Genomic DNA, 16,158 nt, shown 5'->3' on the forward strand with positions numbered 1-16,158 from the left:
AACAGAAAGATCAACTGGTAGTAATCCGTACTGAACATATTATACATTATTTTCAGTATAGTTGAGCTTATTATTGACTAGAGTCATGCTCTTCAAAGTTGGAAGCTGCCCAGGATGAGCCGTCCTAAGTCTTCTACGGGATCTGCTGCTAAGAAATCTGAGGGAACCGTTGCCCCTTCGCCAAACAAGTCCACCTTTGCGGCCAATCAAGAGCGAGCCAGGCAGTGGTTACAGCAGGTGCTGGCGGCTATGGGGATCCCAGCGGTGGTGCGGGTGGTGGGGGAGGTGCTGGAAATCGAGGCGTCTTCTTTGACCCCAGCTCAGAAGCAGCTGCTGTTGGCGAAAGCCCCCCCCTTGCCCTCTCCATCTTCCAGAGATTCCCCTCAAGAGGAGGATCGCTCCCCCGTGGTGCTGGATGCGTTGCAGTACCTGGCCAACACCCTTCTCAACCTGAACCAGCCGGAAGACCAGCAGCAGCCCTACATTTTGGATTTGGACGGCTATCGGCAGCGGCGTTTGCAGGAGCTGAAGGTTTTGGTTGCCGCTGCTGTGGAAAAGGTGAGGGCCACTGGCCGGGAATACGAGTTTCCCGATCTCTCGGCTGCCGAGCGTCGGCAAATTCATACTCTCTTGAATGACCCTGCCTATGCCGATCTGGAAACTTTCAGCCGTGGCAAAGAGCCTGACCGGCGTCTGGTCATTCGTCGGGTGTCTTCCCCATCTTAAGAAGTTTGGACGAGCAACTTGGCTCTCTGGCTACGGTGACGACAGGGATCCCTGCTACCCAAAACGCGTGAAGGGGGGCGCAATGTTAAGGCCAATTCGTCTATCCGATCTGCGGCAGATGCCGGATCAAACCCAAGAATTGCAGTTTAGGCAGTTTTTTTCGGGCTTTGAGAGTTTGACCCCTGTGGAGGGATCCCTGGAAGTCAGCCATCGGGGCCATTTTCTCGAAGTGAGTGCTGAAGCTCGTACCATTGTCACCCTCACCTGCCACCGCTGCCTACAGCAGTTCAACCACCGGCTGCACCTGGAAGTTGAGGAGATCATTTTGATTCGGGATCCCGAACCTCTCCCCTTGGAGCTGGAATTGCAAGACGAAGAAGATCTGCTGGAGAGCCTGCCCCCCAATGGTGAGCTGGATGTCGAAGACTGGATGTACCAGCACCTGCATTTGGAGATGCCCCGCCAGTTGCCCTGCCGTCCCGATTGTCCGGGCATTGCGGTGGAAGCTACAGCACCAACGGCGGATCCCCGCTGGGCAGCCCTAGCTTCTCTCCTGGAAGACTCTCCCTAGCTTTTTTGATGTTGCGCCCACAAGTTCTCTGGCGTTTTGCTCGACCCCACACCGTCTACGGCACCAGCGCCAGCGTGGTGGGCCTCTACCTGTTGGCGGGGTTTGTGGCTGCCGGATCCCTGCAACCGGTTCTCTCGGCGCTGCCCCAGTTGGTCTGGGCTTGGGCGGCCTGTCTGGCGGCCAATGTCTACATCGTCGGCTTGAATCAACTGACGGATATTGAAATCGACCGCATCAACAAACCCCATTTGCCCTTGGCTGCTGGATCCCTGAGTTGGCGACAGGGGGTGGGGATCGTCGTGGGTTGTGGGGTGGCGTCCGTCCTGCTGGCCATGGCCGGGATCCCCTACCTGCTGCTGACGGTGCTTTTGAGCAATGGGATCGGCACGGCCTATTCGCTGCCCCCCTTGCGGTTGAAGCGTTTTCCGCTGGCAGCCTCGGCTTGCATCTACAGCGTGCGGGGTTTGATCGTCAATTTGGGCCTTTACAGCCATTTTCAGCAGGTGATGCAGGGAAGGGTCGAGCTTTCGGCTGCGATTGTTTGGCTGACGGGGTTTATGTCGATTTTTGGGTTGGTGATCGCCCTTTTCAAAGATATTCCCGACATGGAGGGGGATCGCCAGTTTGCCATTGCCACCTTCTCGCTGCGCTTTGGGCCAGAGCGGATCTCAAGGTTTTGTATCGGCATTTTAGCCTTGTGCTATCTGGGATTTATCGGGGTGGGGATCTCTTTTCTCCTTGCGGGCAACGGCCTCTGGCTGTTGGTGAGCCATGTGTTGGGGCTGGGGATCCTCTTGGGCTATGGTGTCCATCTGGATCTCAGCCGTCGGGAGGCGATTGTTGGCTATTATCAACTGATCTGGAAGTTGTTTTACTTGGAGTATTTGCTTTATCCCTGGGCCTTTTTCTCTTTTTTCTAGAGCATTTTCCTGGAGGTATCGATCTCCCCAAACTCAGACAGGAAAAAATCTAGAGATACCGCCTCATTTGCACTCGAAAGCGGCCTTTTTTCGTTTCGGCTACCTCTTCGATTTGCAGCCGACCCCGACCGCGAATGGCAATCCAATCCTGAGGGCCAACGGTGTAGCTGGCTTGGGTAATGGGCTTCCAGTTGACCCGCACTTCCCCCCGTTGGATTTCTTCCACCATTTTGCTGCGGGAGATGCCAAACCCAGCTGAGGCTACCGCATCCAGGCGCAAAGAGGCTTCCACGCTGGTGATGGATTTGACGCGGGGGGGTTGAATGTTCAACTGGCTCAGGGGGATCCGGCCTACTTTGACAGGCACTGTGCGCACCTGAGTCAGGTTTAGGGTGAGGTAGTCCACCATTTCGGGCACAACGATGGCCTGGGCGCCTGAGTCTCCCAACACAAGGATGTCTCCCACTTTCTCGCGGGCGATGCCGGACGCCAACAGGGCTCCCAGAAAATCGCGGTGGGTAGCCGGGTCGAAGAGAAAGTTGCCCTGAATCTGAATGGCGGCCAATGGGATCCCTTCTTGGTCGGGCTTGGGATCCCGGACATCCAGACCCACCTCAGAGCGGGCCAGGGCTATGCGTTGGCGCTCTGCTTGAGGGTACCCTCCCCAAGCCCACACTTGCAGTTCGGTCAAGTTGCACAGCCGAGCTTGCACCTCTGCTATTTCCGGTGGCGAGAGGAAGTCGCTCCAGACCACTTGCCAGGTTTTGAGAGCTTGCTCTCCCAAATCCAAGACCCGTGCCAAGGTTTCTCGATGCCCTGCCCCTCGCAACAAATCGGCTCTGGGTAGCATTTGGGGTGCTTCGACCTCTGTGGTTCAGTCCCGTTTTTCCCATGCTAAGCTAGATAGCCGGAATCACGGCGGGCGTAGCCAAGCGGTTAAGGCAGAGGATTGTGGATCCTCCATTCGTGGGTTCGAGTCCCATCGTCCGCCCTCGAGCGGAATCAGGAAAATCCAGTCAGGGCAAGGGCTGCAGAGGCCAGTCCATCTATCTAGACCCTGACAAACGAAAACAGACAACACCCTATCTGGACGCAAAAATCGTGAAGGTATTCGTCAAGGTGATCTGGAGCACCTGCCTCTCCCTCTCAAAACAAGCTCTGCTGTGGTCTTTCAGGTTAGGGTGAGCTTCTGGCCCCCTGCATTATTGCTCCGCAACGCCGACGCGAGCAACGTTTTGGGTGTGGGCACAGTATCCTAGTTTGGATCGAAATGACCATGACGCTCTGCTTGCGGATGGACTCACCAGGACTTTGTCCCGCTATCGCGAACACAGCTCAAGATTAGGGTTCCCACTTCGTCAATGACACCTGTCCAACCGGCTTCGATCACCGCAGTTGCCTCCGGCATCTCGACAATTGCCGGCCCGCGCAGTTGAAACCCCACATCCATGCGCTGCCGATCGTAAACCGGCACCGAGCACATCCTGCCCCCAAACCATGCCTCTCGCCGACCCTTGAGGGGATCCCCTGGCAAAGGGTGGGGTGCAGTCAAAGGCACGGTGGGTAGGGCCTGCACCGCCTGTAGACGCAACTGAATCACCTCCACCGGCTGGGCCAAATCCTGCCATCCATAGCGTTGTCGGTGGGCCTGGTGAAACTGTTGCTCCAGATGAGGAATCGGATCTGACAACTGCACCGGGATCCCCAACTCAAAAGACTGGCCGCGATAGCGCAAGTCCAAGCTGAAGTGCAGCGCCGGATCCTGCAGATCGGCTCTCGCCTGGCGGATCAGGGGTTCTGCCCATTGGGCCAGCAGGGATCCCCCTGAAGCGGACGTGAGCTGCCGCAGAGGTTGGAGGATGGCCCGCCGATAGTCTCGCCGCAGATCTGCCAGAGCCATTCCCAGCGCCGAGAGCACCCCACAAGCAGCCGGGATCAAGATCGTGCGGATGCCCAGCTCTTCTGCCAAAGCACAGGCATGCATGGGCCCGGCTCCGCCGAAGGCCAGCAGGGCAAAATCGGCGGGATCCAAACCCCGCTCCACGCTGATCACCCGCAAGGCCCGCGACATGGCGACGTTGGCCAAGGTGCGAATGCCAACGGCAGTTTCCTGCAAGCTCAAGCCCAAGGGATCCGCCAGCGTGGCAATAGCCTGTTCCGCCAGCTCCCGCCGTAGCTGCACCGAGTTGCCCAGCCGCCCGCCATCCGGCAGGTACCCCAGCCAGAGGTTGGCATCGGTAACCGTCGGAGCCCTTCCCCCCCGACCGTAGCAGGCCGGCCCAGGGTTGGATCCGGCACTCTCTGGCCCCACCTGAAGCCCACCGCCGGGCAGCAAATAGGCCAGGGATCCGCCGCCGGCACTGACGGTGTGGATATCAATTTGGGGCTGTTGCACGGGCAAGCCGCACACCACCGCTGCGGGAGTAACCTGGGGGATCCCATCTTGGATCAAGGCCACATCTGTGCTGGTTCCCCCCATATCGAAGCTGAGCAAGTGGGGGTAGCCACTCAGGCGACCCAGATAGGCCGCCCCATAAACCCCGCCTGCCGGCCCCGAGAGCAAAGCCACCGAAGCATGAGCTGCCGCCTGAGCAATGGAGGTCACCCCGCCGGAAGACTGCATGATCAAGGGCTGGGGGATCCCTCGCTCCCGACATCCTTGGGCCAAGCGGTGCAGGTAGCCCGCCAATGCCGGACTGAGGTAGGCATCGATGGCGGTGGTGCTGAAGCGCTCGTATTCTCGGAACTCCGGCGCCACCTCGCAAGACAGGGAAAGGTGTAGCTCCGGGAAAGCCTGCCGCAAGGCCATTCCCAGCCGCTGTTCGTGCTCCGGGTAGAGAAAAGAAAACAAAAACCCCACCCCAATAGCGCGGATCCCATCCCGCTGCACCCGTTCCCCCACCTCCTGCACCACCCGCCGGATTTCGGCATCGGTGAGCGGCTCCAACACTCCGCCCGCGCTGCAGCGCTCCTTCACCTCCAGGCAGTGGTGGCGGGGCACCACTGGCTCCGGCTTGGGCTGTGTCAGGTCATACAGAGAGGGGCGGTTTTGACGGGCAATGGCCAGCACATCCCGAAAGCCCGCCGTGGTTAGAAACAGGGTGGGGGATCCCTTGCGCTCCAGCAGCGCGTTGGTGGCCACCGTCATGCCATGGCAGAACAGGTCAACCCGGAGCTCTCCTTGGAGCGCCCCCAGCTTGTCCAGCGCCGCAAAGACTCCCTCCTCAGGGCTGGGGGTAGACAGCACCTTCGCCGTCTGCATCTGGCCATCCTGCAAGAGCACCAGATCAGTAAAGGTGCCCCCCACATCGATCCCCAGGCGGGCCAAGCTGCGGCTTGCTTCCGTCTGATCCAGATTGGCCGGATCGAGGTTGCTACCCAACGCTGATGCGACCATGGCTTCCATCGTGCATTTCTTTTGCCTTCTTCTGGGGCCAGCCCTTGGTCGGACTATGGCTATGACGCCTGGCTTTTGTAACGGCAGAGACAGGCTGACCGGCGCCCCTTCGTGTAGCGAGTGTAGCTCAGCAACTTCTGTCTTTTTTGGAGCATGACTCTAGTCAATAATAAGCTCAACTATACTGAAAATAATGTATAATATGTTCAGTACGGATTACTACCAGTTGATCTTTCTGTTTACTTTCGAGTCTGCCAACATGGTAGCCAAAGCAAAGCAGAAAATTGGTAGTAAGACGACACGGAAACTGCGCTTTGGGTATTCTACTCAAAGCTTTGCGGGATACCGCCATTCTGTTTGGACTCCGTCCCGCTAACGCGAATGGAAACAAACAGAATGCTATCGCTGCATAGTTGAACAGTGATGTTCAGCAGTGTTCAGCGTAAATGTATCAGTTTGGAATAGTCACCACCTCTAGCTCGGAAGTCCATCGTTGCCTTTCACCAGCCCTGCCCGAACGGCATCCAAGAACTGGCGGGCAGTGCGACCGGAAAAGCCGTTTTGCTGTTGTGCCCAGATCAGGGCCTGGCGGCGCAGGACATCCAAAGATTGGGTGAAACCTAGCCGCTGCGCCAGGTGTTCTACGGTTGCCAGGTAATCGCCTTGGGTGAAGGGAGTGAAGGTGAGGGTGAGGCCGAAGCGATCCCGCAGCGACAGCTTTTCCTGGACCGTATCCCAGGCGTGAACTTCTTGATCTTGGGGATTGGGTCGGTCGCCGAAAAACTCGCGGATGAGATGGCGGCGGTTGCTGGTGGCATAAAGACGCACGTTGGGGGGCGGCGCAACGAGATCCCCCTCCAGGAGCACCTTGAGCTGCTTGAACTCGGTTTCCTCTGCCTCAAAGGAGAGATCGTCCACAAACAAGATGAAAGGCAACACCTGCGCCCGCAGCTCTGCCAAAATTTCCGGCAACTGAATCAAGTCTGTTCGCCTCAGCTCCAATAGGCGCAGCCCCTGCAGGCCGTAGCGGCGCAACAACGCCTTCACCAGAGAAGACTTGCCCGTACCCCGCGCCCCGTAGAGCAACACATGCAAAGCCGGATCCCCCCGCAGCAGGGCTTCGGTGTTGGCCGCCAACTGCCGTTTCTGCCGTTCGTAGCCGTAGATCTCCTCCCAGTCAGACAGATCGGGAGCAGGGATCCCTTCTAGCCCTGCTGGCCCCCAGCGAAAGGCCCAGTAGCGACCACAGAGCCCTACCCCCCTTTGGCGGTAGTGGGCAATTAAGGTCTCCAAGCTCTGGCCCCAATCGGCAAAAGAGCGGGGATCCCAGCCAGCGCTATCGGTTTCCCCATCGGGCCAGGGGATCCCCAACCCCAACGCCTGCATCTGCTCGGCAATGGTCTCCTGACTGTCCGCCAAGGTTTGCAGACAGCGGAGATCGTGGCGGGCAGCCTGCATAAGAGGCTCTGGGATCCCTTGGGGCTGCAGCGCTGCACGGGCAAAGGGGTTATCGGCCCAGCGGATCTCCCGGATCAGCCATTGCCGCCAGCTCAGGCCCTGCCGGGCCAAAAGCTCAAACCAGCGCCCGTAGGCCCTCCAGCACGGCAGGGGATCCCCACTCATCAACTGCTGGATTAGCTCCTGCCAGGCTAGGGCTAGGGGGTGGGTGCAGATGTCCCGGAATACCAGCAGCTTGGCCGCTGCTTCTGCTGCTTCTTGGAGGGGGGTCATCGCTTGAAGCCGCTCTAACTTGGCGTTGCTTATCCGCTCCCTAGGGGAGGAGACTGGGGGTAGTTGCGTTAACAACACGGAGCGCTTGAGTTACCTGGCATTGTCCCGCCGGCCCAGTTCATAGAGGCCTCCGCCGACGCAGGCGATCAGGCCGCAGGAGACGGCCCAGCTTTTGCCCAAGGAGATCTCCGTCAGGGCTACCACCAAGCCTGCTGCCAGCAAAAAGGGAAGGGTGCTCAGCAAGGAAGCCAAAGCTCCACTGGGATCCCATGGCAATTGCTTTTCCCAGCTCTCCTGCAGCTTTTGATGCAGCGGCGAAAACCCCCACATCAGTCCCAAGCCCCACAGAGCCGTGGCCGCCCATAAAGAGGGGCGAAGCATCTCCCAGCCCACAAGTCCAACCCCAACGGGATCCACCGGTCAACTCCCAACCCTGCCTTTCTAGGCTAGCGGGATTGGGCCCAATCGGTGGCGGTAATGGTGGTGCCAGGAAATTGAATGGGGTTGCCCAAGCTTTGAATTTGGGCCTGGAGAGCTGGCAACAGCCGCAAATCCAAAAGCGGCTCCTCCACGATCTCCGCCGGGATCAGATCCCGTTCTAGGGCAAAGTGGGCCGTGTGGCCGGCGGCGGTGCCAATGGCCCATTCCACCGGATGCACCCGGTAGGAGGCACTGGCAATGCGGCTGGTGGCGATATTTTTGTTGCCGGCTAGCAGATTGTCAATGCGCTGGGGGATCAGAGCCCGCAGGGGGATCTGGTAAGGGTAGCTGGGGGCCTGCGCGTCTTTGTTGTTGCTGGGGGGCAGGGAAAAACCCGGCAGCAGGCAATCGTGAAAGTCGATGGGGTACTGGCCCACCCCCACTGAGTCGTAGAAGATAAAGGGGCGACCACGATTCAACTCCGATTCCCGCGTGGTGATGTCCGACTCGTAGATGGTAAATCCTTCTGGGTAGGAGAGGCTGGGCCGACCAATGATGCGCCGCGACTCGCGGATATAAGGGTACTTGGAGAGGCCGCTGGCAGTTCCCATGGGGGTATTGGGCCCCCGTAGGTAGGCATAGCGCAAGTAGAAGTCTTTTTGAAAGTTGGGATCCTCCTGTTGCAGGAGAAAATCCGTTCTTCCCGCCACCAGCCAGTAGAAAAAGCCCTTAGCATGCTGCTCAGCTCGCCGCAGGGCTTCCACCCGCAGGCCCCCCATCCAGCCGCCCGGCTGCAGTTGGCCTGAGGCCTGCAGTTGCTCGTGGGTAAGGATGAGGTTCATCTCCGGGCCGGTGATGCGCCAGTCGTTGCCCCAGGTCCAGTTTTGCATGGATTGATCCCCCACCCGGATGGCCTCTTCCCCAAAGCCAAACACCTGTCCCCAGATGCGGCGGTAGGTAAAGACCAGGCCAAAGTTAAAGCGCGGCTGTTCAAAGCTGTAGTAGGGACCGTGCAGTGGGTCATTGTAGAACTCGGGCTTGATGGGGACTTGGGGCACAGCGGAGCGCTCCAGGACAAAGGTGTAGGTGAAGCCCTGGGTACAGTAGGGATCCACGTAGGGCTTGGAGCTGGGTTCCCAGCGGCTTTGGCCATCGGTTCCCAGGCGGTAGGGCACCCGCGCCAAGGGCAGCAGCTCGCCGGTTTCGGTGGCATCGATCACCACCCAGGGCAGGGTTTTGTCTTGGCGTTCTGGCGGCGGCTCAAAGCGCAGGATCTCCTTGTCCCAGTCCTCGGTGGGTTCTAGACGATAAAAATCGAGAAAGTAGCTGGAGAGATCCCCTCGATTCTCTGGCTGGACGCCGGCGTGTTTGGGGATGTTGCGAATGGCCTGCACACTGCGGATCTGGTAATCCGCAATCTCCAAGTCTTTGACCACCGTCTCCGTAAATAGCCGCAACTGCCCCGACTGCAGATAGGGATCCAACATCTCCCGAATCACCTGGTGGCCCACCTGAGGGGAAAAGCAGAGCACGCTCACCCAGCATTTGCCCGGATTGGGATCCCCGCCGTATTTTTCCCGTACCCGCCGGCGAAACTCGCTGTAGCCCCTGGGGAAGATGTCGTTTTCTCGCTGCAGGGGTCGCTCGTCCAAAGCGGAGACTCCCTGGGCGCTCACCTGCCCCCCGATCCAATCGGTGATCTCCGTCATGCACACCTGCCGGCCCAGTTGCAGCGCGTCATAGGCCGCCGCCACCCCCCCCAGCCCACCCCCCGCGATGAAAATCTCACAGGGGATCCGGGTTTCCGGCAGGGGCGCCGTCGAGGGTTGGGCCAGGCCCGCTCCCGCCCCGAGGATCCCTACTCCCAACGCCACACCGCTCCACCCCGGAAGGTTGACCTGAAGTTTCATCGAATGACCTCTCCCCACCCACGCTACAGCTTGGCCTTTTGGACTTTCCGGCAACCTCTATCATGGGAGAAAGCCTTGCGGATGCTCATGCCGGATTCCACCTTTGTCATCACCACCCCCATCTACTACGTCAACGCCGCTCCCCACATCGGCAGCGCCTACACCACCCTAGTGGCGGATGCCATTGCCCGTTACCATCGCCTGCGGGGCAAGGATGTGCTGATGGTGACGGGAACCGACGAGCACGGCCAGAAGATCCAGCGTACCGCCGAAGAACGGGGCGTTCCGCCGCAGCAGCACTGTGATGAGTTTTCTGCCGAGTTTGCGAAACTGTGGCACCTACTCCACATCCGCCACGACCGCTTCATCCGCACCACGGATCCCCGCCACAAGGCCATTGTGCGGGAGTTTTTTCAGCGGGTCTGGGATCAGGGAGATATTTTCATTGGCCGGCAGCAGGGTTGGTACTGTGTGGCCTGCGAAGAGTTCAAAGACGAGGCCGAGCTGCTGGAGGGAGGATTTTGCCCCCTGCACCCCACCAAGAAGGTGGAGTGGAAAGACGAGGAAAACTACTTCTTTCGCCTCTCCCGCTACCAAGAAAAGCTGGAGGCCCTGTATGCGGAGCACCCGGAGTTTATCCAGCCGGAAAGCCGCCGCAATGAGGTGATCAACTTTGTCAAGCAGGGCCTGCGGGATTTTTCCATTTCTCGCCCCAGCGTCTCCTGGGGGATCCCTTTTCCGGCAGATCCCGGCCAAACCCTTTATGTTTGGTTTGATGCCCTCATCAACTACATCAGTGCTGCTTTGGATCCTGACGACGAGCCCACCTTGGCAAATGCCCTACGCCGCTACTGGCCTGCGGATGTGCACCTGGTGGGCAAGGATATTGTCCGCTTCCACGCCATTTACTGGCCGGCCATGCTCATGTCCGCAGGTCTGCCCCTGCCCAAGCAGGTGTTTGGCCACGGCTTTCTCACCAAGGATGGCCTCAAGATGAGCAAAAGCCTGGGGAACACAGTGGATCCCTTTGAGCTGGTGCAGCAATACGGCGCCGATGCCGTGCGCTACTACTTCCTGACGGAAATCGAGCTGGGCAAGGATGGCGATTTTAGCGAGGGCCGCTTTATTGACGTGCTCAACGCCGATCTGGCCAACGACCTGGGCAACTTGCTCAACCGCACCCTCAACATGCTCAGGAAATATCAATCCGACTACCGCGTTCCCGCCGTCGGGATCCCTGCAGATCACCCCCTCAAAACCCTGGCCGAGCGCCTTGCCCCGGCAGTGGCCGACGCCTACGAGCGGCTGGATCCCAGCTCTGCTGCCCGCAAAGCCCTCAGCTTAGCCCAGGCCAGCAACAAATACCTTGATGAGCAGGCTCCTTGGACGCTGCACAAGCAAGGGCAAAACGAACGGGTGGCCCAGATCCTCTATGCCGTTTTGGAAAGTGTGCGCTGGGTGGCAGTCCTGCTCTCCCCCCTCATTCCCGCTCTCAGCCTCAAGATCCTGCAGCAGCTGGGGTTCTCCCTCGCCGACACCCTGCAACTGCGCTGGGATCCCGATGCGACTTGGGGCCAGCTTCCCCCCGGGCAAGAGCCCCAGCCTCCTACGCCTGTCTTTCAGAAGATCCTGAGGAACGCCTAGGGATTGGCGATGTCCGGTCGGGAAGATTGGGCAGCGGCTTGGGATCCCTCTGGTGTGGCTCCGCCGGCAAAAGGGCGGTCACCTCCCAGGGGAAGTGTTGATGAAGCAGCGGAGAAAGAACGGTTGGATGGGTCGGATGGGCGCAGCCGCGGGTTGTGAATCGCGCCAGTGGTGGGGGGCACTTCGCCGGACAGCGTCTGCCAGGCTGCCCGTACCCCTGCCCAAAAGCTGCGGATATTGACTTGGGCGCCCTGGGCTTGGGTGCGTGCTCCTTCGATGGAGCGGTTGACCTGCTTCACCACTTGCCCAGCCCCTTTCACCCCTTCGTCGAGGCTGTCGGCAATCTCGCTCACTTCCAGGCTGGTCAGGCGCAGGGCCTCCAGCGTGGGCGGCAATTCCCGCAGCAGCGTGTCGAAAAAGCGCTCCACGCTCTGGGCAGCTCGACCCAGTTGAATGACGGCAGGTAGTAGGGTCAGGATCACTGCCAAAATGCCCACTGCTACCAGGCCTACCGAGAGGCCGAGCCAAAAGACCGGGTCGTTCATCCCGCCGCCTCCTCCCCATCCCGAGCTTCTAGGTCAGCTTCTTCCCCGCCAAAGGGACGCGAGTTCTGGGCTTGGAGCAGCTCCCTTCGCTTCTGCAACATGGCTTCTTTGCCCACCGCCACTGCCTGCTGCAGCCGCAGCAGAGCCTCATCCAAACTGCGTTGGGCAGCGTCGAACAACTTTTCCGATTGATATTGCAGACTGCTGGTCACATCTTCTGCCACCTCTGGCAGGGCCTCTGCCGATTTCTTCAGCAGTCGCCGCGTCTCCCGTCCGCTGCGGGGAGCCAAGAGCAGGCCAATGGCGGTGCCCACAGCAGTTCCCAGCAACAGCCCACCAATAAACGCGCCAGTCCGGTTTTCAGCCATGCTTTGCCAGAGTTGAGTTGGATACGGGTGGCCCCGAAACCAGACTACCTTAAGATCTCGCGGGATCGGCGGGCTTGCCGCGCGCCGGGTCAACTGTTCCTAGAGAATCCGCAGGGGATCCACATCCAGGCTGACGCGGATCCCTTGGGGGGGATGGCCAATTGCGGCCTGGATCTGCGCAGCCAGCTTCGGGCGATCCCAACCTTGGTCGGGAAGCTGCTTCAACAGGATCTGCCAGCGGTAGCGTCCGGCAACCCGCTCCACCTGGGCCGGCCCCGGCCCCAACACCTCTGCTGGGATCCCCTGTAGGCGTTCGGCCACCCGATGGCAGTAGCGCTCCAGGGCTTCCAGGCGGGTGCTGCTCAAGCGGATCAAAATCAAAGCTCGGTGGGGAGGATAGCCCCCCTCTTGCCGTTGTTGCAGTTCTGCCCGCAAGAAGCCCTCGTAATTTTGGGCCAGTACCGCCCTCAAAATCGGGTGCTCCGGCAGATAGGTCTGGATAATCGCCTGTCCTGGCAGGGATCCCCGGCCCGAGCGCCCTGCCACCTGGGTGAGCAGTTGAAAGCTGCGCTCGCCGGCGCGATAGTCGGCTTGGTGCAACAGCCCATCGGCGGCCATCACGCCCACCAAGGTTACCTGGGGTATGTCCAGCCCTTTGGTGAGCATTTGCGTGCCCACCAGCACCTGGGCCTTGCCGCTGCGAAACTGCTCCAGCAAATCGCGATGGGATCCCTTGCGGCGGGTGGCGTCGCTGTCGTAGCGCAAAATCGAGAGCTGGGGCCAATGCTGGTGCAGCACTTCCACCACTTTTTGGGTGCCGGTGCCGAAGTGCTTCAGGTAGGGGGATCCACAGGCGGGGCAGCGCTGCGGATGGGGTTGGCGGGCGCCGCAGTAGTGGCAGCGCAGTTCCTGCCCGCCGAGATGGGCCAGATGAAAGGTGAGAGAAACATCACAATGCTCGCAGGTGAGGACAAACCCGCAGCTACGGCACAAGACGAAGGTGCTGTGGCCGCGGCGGGGGACGAAGAGAATAGCCTGTTCCCCTCTGTCCAGCGTCTGCTGCAGGGCCTGGTGTAGACGGCGGCTGAGGATGCTGCGGTTGCCGGCTTGGAGCTCCTGGCGCATGTCCACCAGCTCCAGTTGGGGCAGGGTGGCCGGGATCCCAGCTTGGGGGATGCGCTGCGGCAGGGCCAGCCGGATCCACCGCTGCGGATCCTGCAGATGGGCGGCATAGGTTTCCACCGCTGGGGTTGCACTGCCCAGGACCAGGGGACAACCGGCCAGCTCGGCCCGCCACTCGGCCACCTGACGGGCGTGGTAGCAGGGCTGGGGCTGATCCTGCTTGAAGCTGTCGTCGTGCTCTTCGTCCAAGACGATCAGGCCCAGCTTGGACAAGGGGGCAAACACCGCCGAGCGGGTGCCGATCACCACTTGGGGGGTGGAGGACAGCATCTGCCGCCAGGTGTCGTAGCGCTCGCCCTCCGAGAGGCCGCTGTGGTAGGCCCACACCTGGGATCCCAGCCGCGCCCGAAACCGATCCATCAGTTGCGGGGTAAGGCCGATCTCGGGCACCAGCACCAGCGCCGACCGTCCTTGCTGCAGCACCTGGGCGATCACCTGCAGGTACACTTCCGTTTTCCCAGAACCGGTGACCCCGTGCAGTAAAAACCGCTGGAACCGGCCCAAAGCTTGCCGGATCGCCTCTACCGCCTGGGCCTGGGCGGCCGTCAAGGGCCTGGGCGGATCCCGCCACCCCGGCAGGCTGGCATCTCCCAGCCGCAGCAGTGGGCGCTCGTAGAGGTGGACACGGCCTTTGCGGGCCAACCCCTGCAGAACCGCTCGGCTCACTCCTGCCAGGCGCTCCCACTCGGCGAGCAGCAGCTCTCCCCCCTTCTGCTTGAGGATCTGCAGCGCCTTCTGCTGAGGGAGGCTCAGCCCCTCTGGGGAGTCGTCGGCCAGACTGGCGGCCAGCTGGGTTTTCACCCTGCCCCCCTGTTGCTCCTGCCAAAAGCTCTCCACCCAACCCCGTCGCTGCAGTTCCCGCAGGGCGAGGGCGGCAGTGGGCACCTGCTGTTGCACATAGCGCCAAGACAGCTCTCCCCCTTTGGCCTGAAGCAGCTGCAGCAGGGTTTGGGCAGCCGGCGAACATTCCTCCCCTTCGGCAGGGAGCCTGAGCAAGCGGACACGCCGCTGAGAACGGCTGAGCAAGCCGGGGGGCAATACCGTGCGCACCACCTGGGCCAGAGGGGTGAGGTAATAGTCGGCCACCCGCTGCAGCAGGGGCCAGAATTCTTTGGGCAGGATCCCTTTGGCCACCACCGCCTCGATCTCCCGCACCGACTGCGGATCCACCCCTGCCGGCAGCTCGGAGCGCCAACCCAAGGCCACTGCCCCCGCCATTTGCTGACCAAAGGGTACGCTGAGCAGGTCGCCCGCTTCTGGCGCGGATCCCTCTGGCACACGATAGGTAAAGCAGCCCCCCAACTGGGGATGATCCACCCACACTTCCAGCCAGCGGGGAGGAACAGGCTGCAACACGGGATCCCTCACGGACGGGGCAGAAACCTCGGCAGATCGACCGCCCGCTTGCTTGCCCGAGACGGTAGAGGTTGGGCCAGGGGCTGAATTGTAGGCTTGGCAGCAGGGGTTGGAGACAGAGCCTGGCCAAGGGACTCTGTTCGCGTGAGGGCGCTGGAGGTATCGGCCCGAGGTGGGACATCCAAGCCTTTGCGTTCCAAAGCCGCCTTCAAGCTCAGCACATGCATCTGCTGCTGCTCGTATTTTTCTCGGAGAGAGCGGTTTTCTTCCCACAGGGCAGCACGCTCCCCTTGCAGGGCTTTGATCTGCTCTGCTTGCTTCTCCAGTTGCGTGGACAAGGTTGCAATTTCTTCTTGCAGATGGAGAATGGTTGCCTGCGCAGAGCGCAACTGTGGCTGCCAGTCGGGTTGGGCGGCCAACTGCTCCAAGGCAGCCTGCAACTGCCGCTCCATGGCGGAGAGATGCTGCTGGGCTTGGGCGTACTGTTCCTGGAGATGGCGGTGCTCTTGCTGCCAACGGGTAACTTCCGCCTGGGCTTGAGAGAGGGCCACTTGCAGCGCTTCGGCCTGGGCCTGCCACTGCTGTTGAAGCTGTTGCTGCGCCAGGGATCCCTGGCGCAGATGCTCCTGCTGAGCTTGCAAAGCCGCCAATTGAGCTTGGGCTTCGGCCAGGGCTGCTTCTAGCTCTTGCCGTTGTTCCCGCCAGCGCTGCTCGGCCTCGGCTTCCGTCTCGGCATAGCCTGCCAAACGGGCCTCGAGGTGTTCCCGTTGCTCCTGCCAGGCTGCCTGTTGGTCGCTGTACAAAGCCCGCAGGCTGCTCAGCTCCGCCTGAGTTTCGGCAATTTGAGTGCGGGCCAGAGAAAGCTCTGCCTTAAAGCGTTGCAGCATTTCCACCCGCTTTTCCGCCACATCCTGGGCTTCCAGCAGAGAGGCCTGCAGCTCCTGCTGGCGCTGTTCCCATTGACGGCGCTCCTGAGCGTGGGCCAAGCGTAGCTGCTCAATCTGCTCCTGCAGGGCCTCGATATCCTGCCGCTGCCGTTCATTTAAGCGTTGCCGAGCAGCAAGCTGAGCTTCCTGATCCGAGATCTGGACTTTCTGAGCCGCCAAAGTCTGCTGCAACTGTTGCAAGAGATGCTCCCGCTCCTGCAGCGCCTTCTCTTGTTCGGCCACCTTCTGGTGCAAAGCCTGCAGTTGTTCCTGAAGAACTCGCCGCTCTTGGAGCTCGGCTTCGGCTTTGAGCAGACGGCTCTCCAAGGGCTGTTGCTGCCTCAGGGCCAAATGGCGCTCCGTGCTGGGATCCGGTTCGGATGCTGAACAGCCCGCATGAGTCTCTGAAAGGATGGGATCCGAGTCACCTGAAGAGGGAGCACGCATAGATTGAAGGAGAGA

Annotated in this window: 13 protein-coding genes and 1 tRNA gene; 5 read left to right on the top strand and 9 right to left on the bottom strand. The window is 60.6% G+C overall.

Annotated features, from left to right (window positions below; translation table 11 throughout):
- Positions 1-114 precede the first annotated feature (114 nt).
- The 3 genes from ACVWZU_RS09750 (at position 115) to ACVWZU_RS09760 (ending at position 2,217) form a co-directional block, all read left to right on the top strand.
- On the top strand, positions 115-726 hold the full coding sequence (locus ACVWZU_RS09750) for a Jag family protein (RefSeq protein ID WP_457444614.1): 612 nt from the start codon (positions 115-117) through the stop codon (positions 724-726).
- 82 nt (positions 727-808) lie between these two features.
- Complete coding sequence (locus ACVWZU_RS09755; RefSeq protein WP_011433815.1) at positions 809-1,297, top strand: YceD family protein; 489 nt, start codon at positions 809-811, stop codon at positions 1,295-1,297.
- Positions 1,298-1,305: 8 nt separating this feature from the next.
- Positions 1,306-2,217, top strand: a complete 912-nt coding sequence (locus tag ACVWZU_RS09760; protein ID WP_457444617.1) for a homogentisate phytyltransferase — start codon at positions 1,306-1,308, stop codon at positions 2,215-2,217.
- 49 nt (positions 2,218-2,266) lie between these two features.
- Here the strand turns inward: ACVWZU_RS09760 and ACVWZU_RS09765 are convergent, their stop codons facing one another.
- On the bottom strand, positions 2,267-3,067 hold the full coding sequence (locus ACVWZU_RS09765) for a photosystem II S4 domain protein (RefSeq protein WP_457444619.1): 801 nt from the start codon (positions 3,065-3,067) through the stop codon (positions 2,267-2,269).
- 68 nt (positions 3,068-3,135) lie between these two features.
- On the opposite strand from ACVWZU_RS09765, the gene ACVWZU_RS09770 reads away from it, so the two are divergent.
- A tRNA-His gene (locus tag ACVWZU_RS09770) sits at positions 3,136-3,208 on the top strand.
- 309 nt (positions 3,209-3,517) lie between these two features.
- Here ACVWZU_RS09770 and ACVWZU_RS09775 read toward each other — a convergent pair.
- The 4 genes from ACVWZU_RS09775 to ACVWZU_RS09790 all read right to left on the bottom strand — a co-directional run bounded on the left by ACVWZU_RS09775 (position 3,518) and on the right by ACVWZU_RS09790 (position 9,675).
- Positions 3,518-5,614, bottom strand: a complete 2,097-nt coding sequence (locus ACVWZU_RS09775) for a hydantoinase/oxoprolinase family protein (RefSeq protein WP_457444621.1) — start codon at positions 5,612-5,614, stop codon at positions 3,518-3,520.
- A 474-nt stretch (positions 5,615-6,088) separates the two neighbouring features.
- Positions 6,089-7,345, bottom strand: coding sequence for a DUF815 domain-containing protein (locus ACVWZU_RS09780; RefSeq protein WP_457444623.1), 1,257 nt, complete (start codon positions 7,343-7,345; stop codon positions 6,089-6,091).
- Between the two features lie 90 nt (positions 7,346-7,435).
- Complete coding sequence (locus ACVWZU_RS09785) at positions 7,436-7,726, bottom strand: hypothetical protein (RefSeq protein ID WP_457444625.1); 291 nt, start codon at positions 7,724-7,726, stop codon at positions 7,436-7,438.
- A 65-nt stretch (positions 7,727-7,791) separates the two neighbouring features.
- Positions 7,792-9,675: an FAD-dependent oxidoreductase gene (locus ACVWZU_RS09790; protein WP_457444627.1), complete on the bottom strand. Its 1,884-nt coding sequence runs from the start codon at positions 9,673-9,675 to the stop codon at positions 7,792-7,794.
- An 87-nt stretch (positions 9,676-9,762) separates the two neighbouring features.
- On the opposite strand from ACVWZU_RS09790, the gene metG reads away from it, so the two are divergent.
- Positions 9,763-11,319, top strand: coding sequence for a methionine--tRNA ligase (gene metG, locus ACVWZU_RS09795; RefSeq protein WP_457403766.1), 1,557 nt, complete (start codon positions 9,763-9,765; stop codon positions 11,317-11,319).
- On the opposite strand, the gene ACVWZU_RS09800 is transcribed toward metG, so the two are convergent.
- From ACVWZU_RS09800 to ACVWZU_RS09815, 4 genes are all read right to left on the bottom strand, one after another.
- Positions 11,316-11,864, bottom strand: coding sequence for a hypothetical protein (locus tag ACVWZU_RS09800; RefSeq protein ID WP_011433807.1), 549 nt, complete (start codon positions 11,862-11,864; stop codon positions 11,316-11,318). The genes metG and ACVWZU_RS09800 overlap by 4 nt on opposite strands.
- A complete protein-coding gene (locus ACVWZU_RS09805; protein ID WP_011433806.1) occupies positions 11,861-12,232 on the bottom strand; it encodes a YtxH domain-containing protein in 372 nt (123 codons plus the stop codon). Before ACVWZU_RS09805 ends, ACVWZU_RS09800 begins: the two co-directional genes overlap by 4 nt.
- Positions 12,233-12,331: 99 nt before the next feature.
- On the bottom strand, positions 12,332-14,770 hold the full coding sequence (gene priA, locus ACVWZU_RS09810; protein ID WP_457444629.1) for a primosomal protein N': 2,439 nt from the start codon (positions 14,768-14,770) through the stop codon (positions 12,332-12,334).
- A gap of 8 nt (positions 14,771-14,778) precedes the next feature.
- The gene (locus ACVWZU_RS09815) at positions 14,779-16,143 is read right to left on the bottom strand and encodes a coiled-coil domain-containing protein (protein ID WP_414342953.1); all 1,365 of its coding nucleotides are present in this window, start codon (positions 16,141-16,143) and stop codon (positions 14,779-14,781) included.
- Between the last annotated feature and the right edge of the window lie 15 nt (positions 16,144-16,158).

The sequence above is a fragment of the Thermostichus sp. MS-CIW-26 genome, from assembly GCF_054059115.1.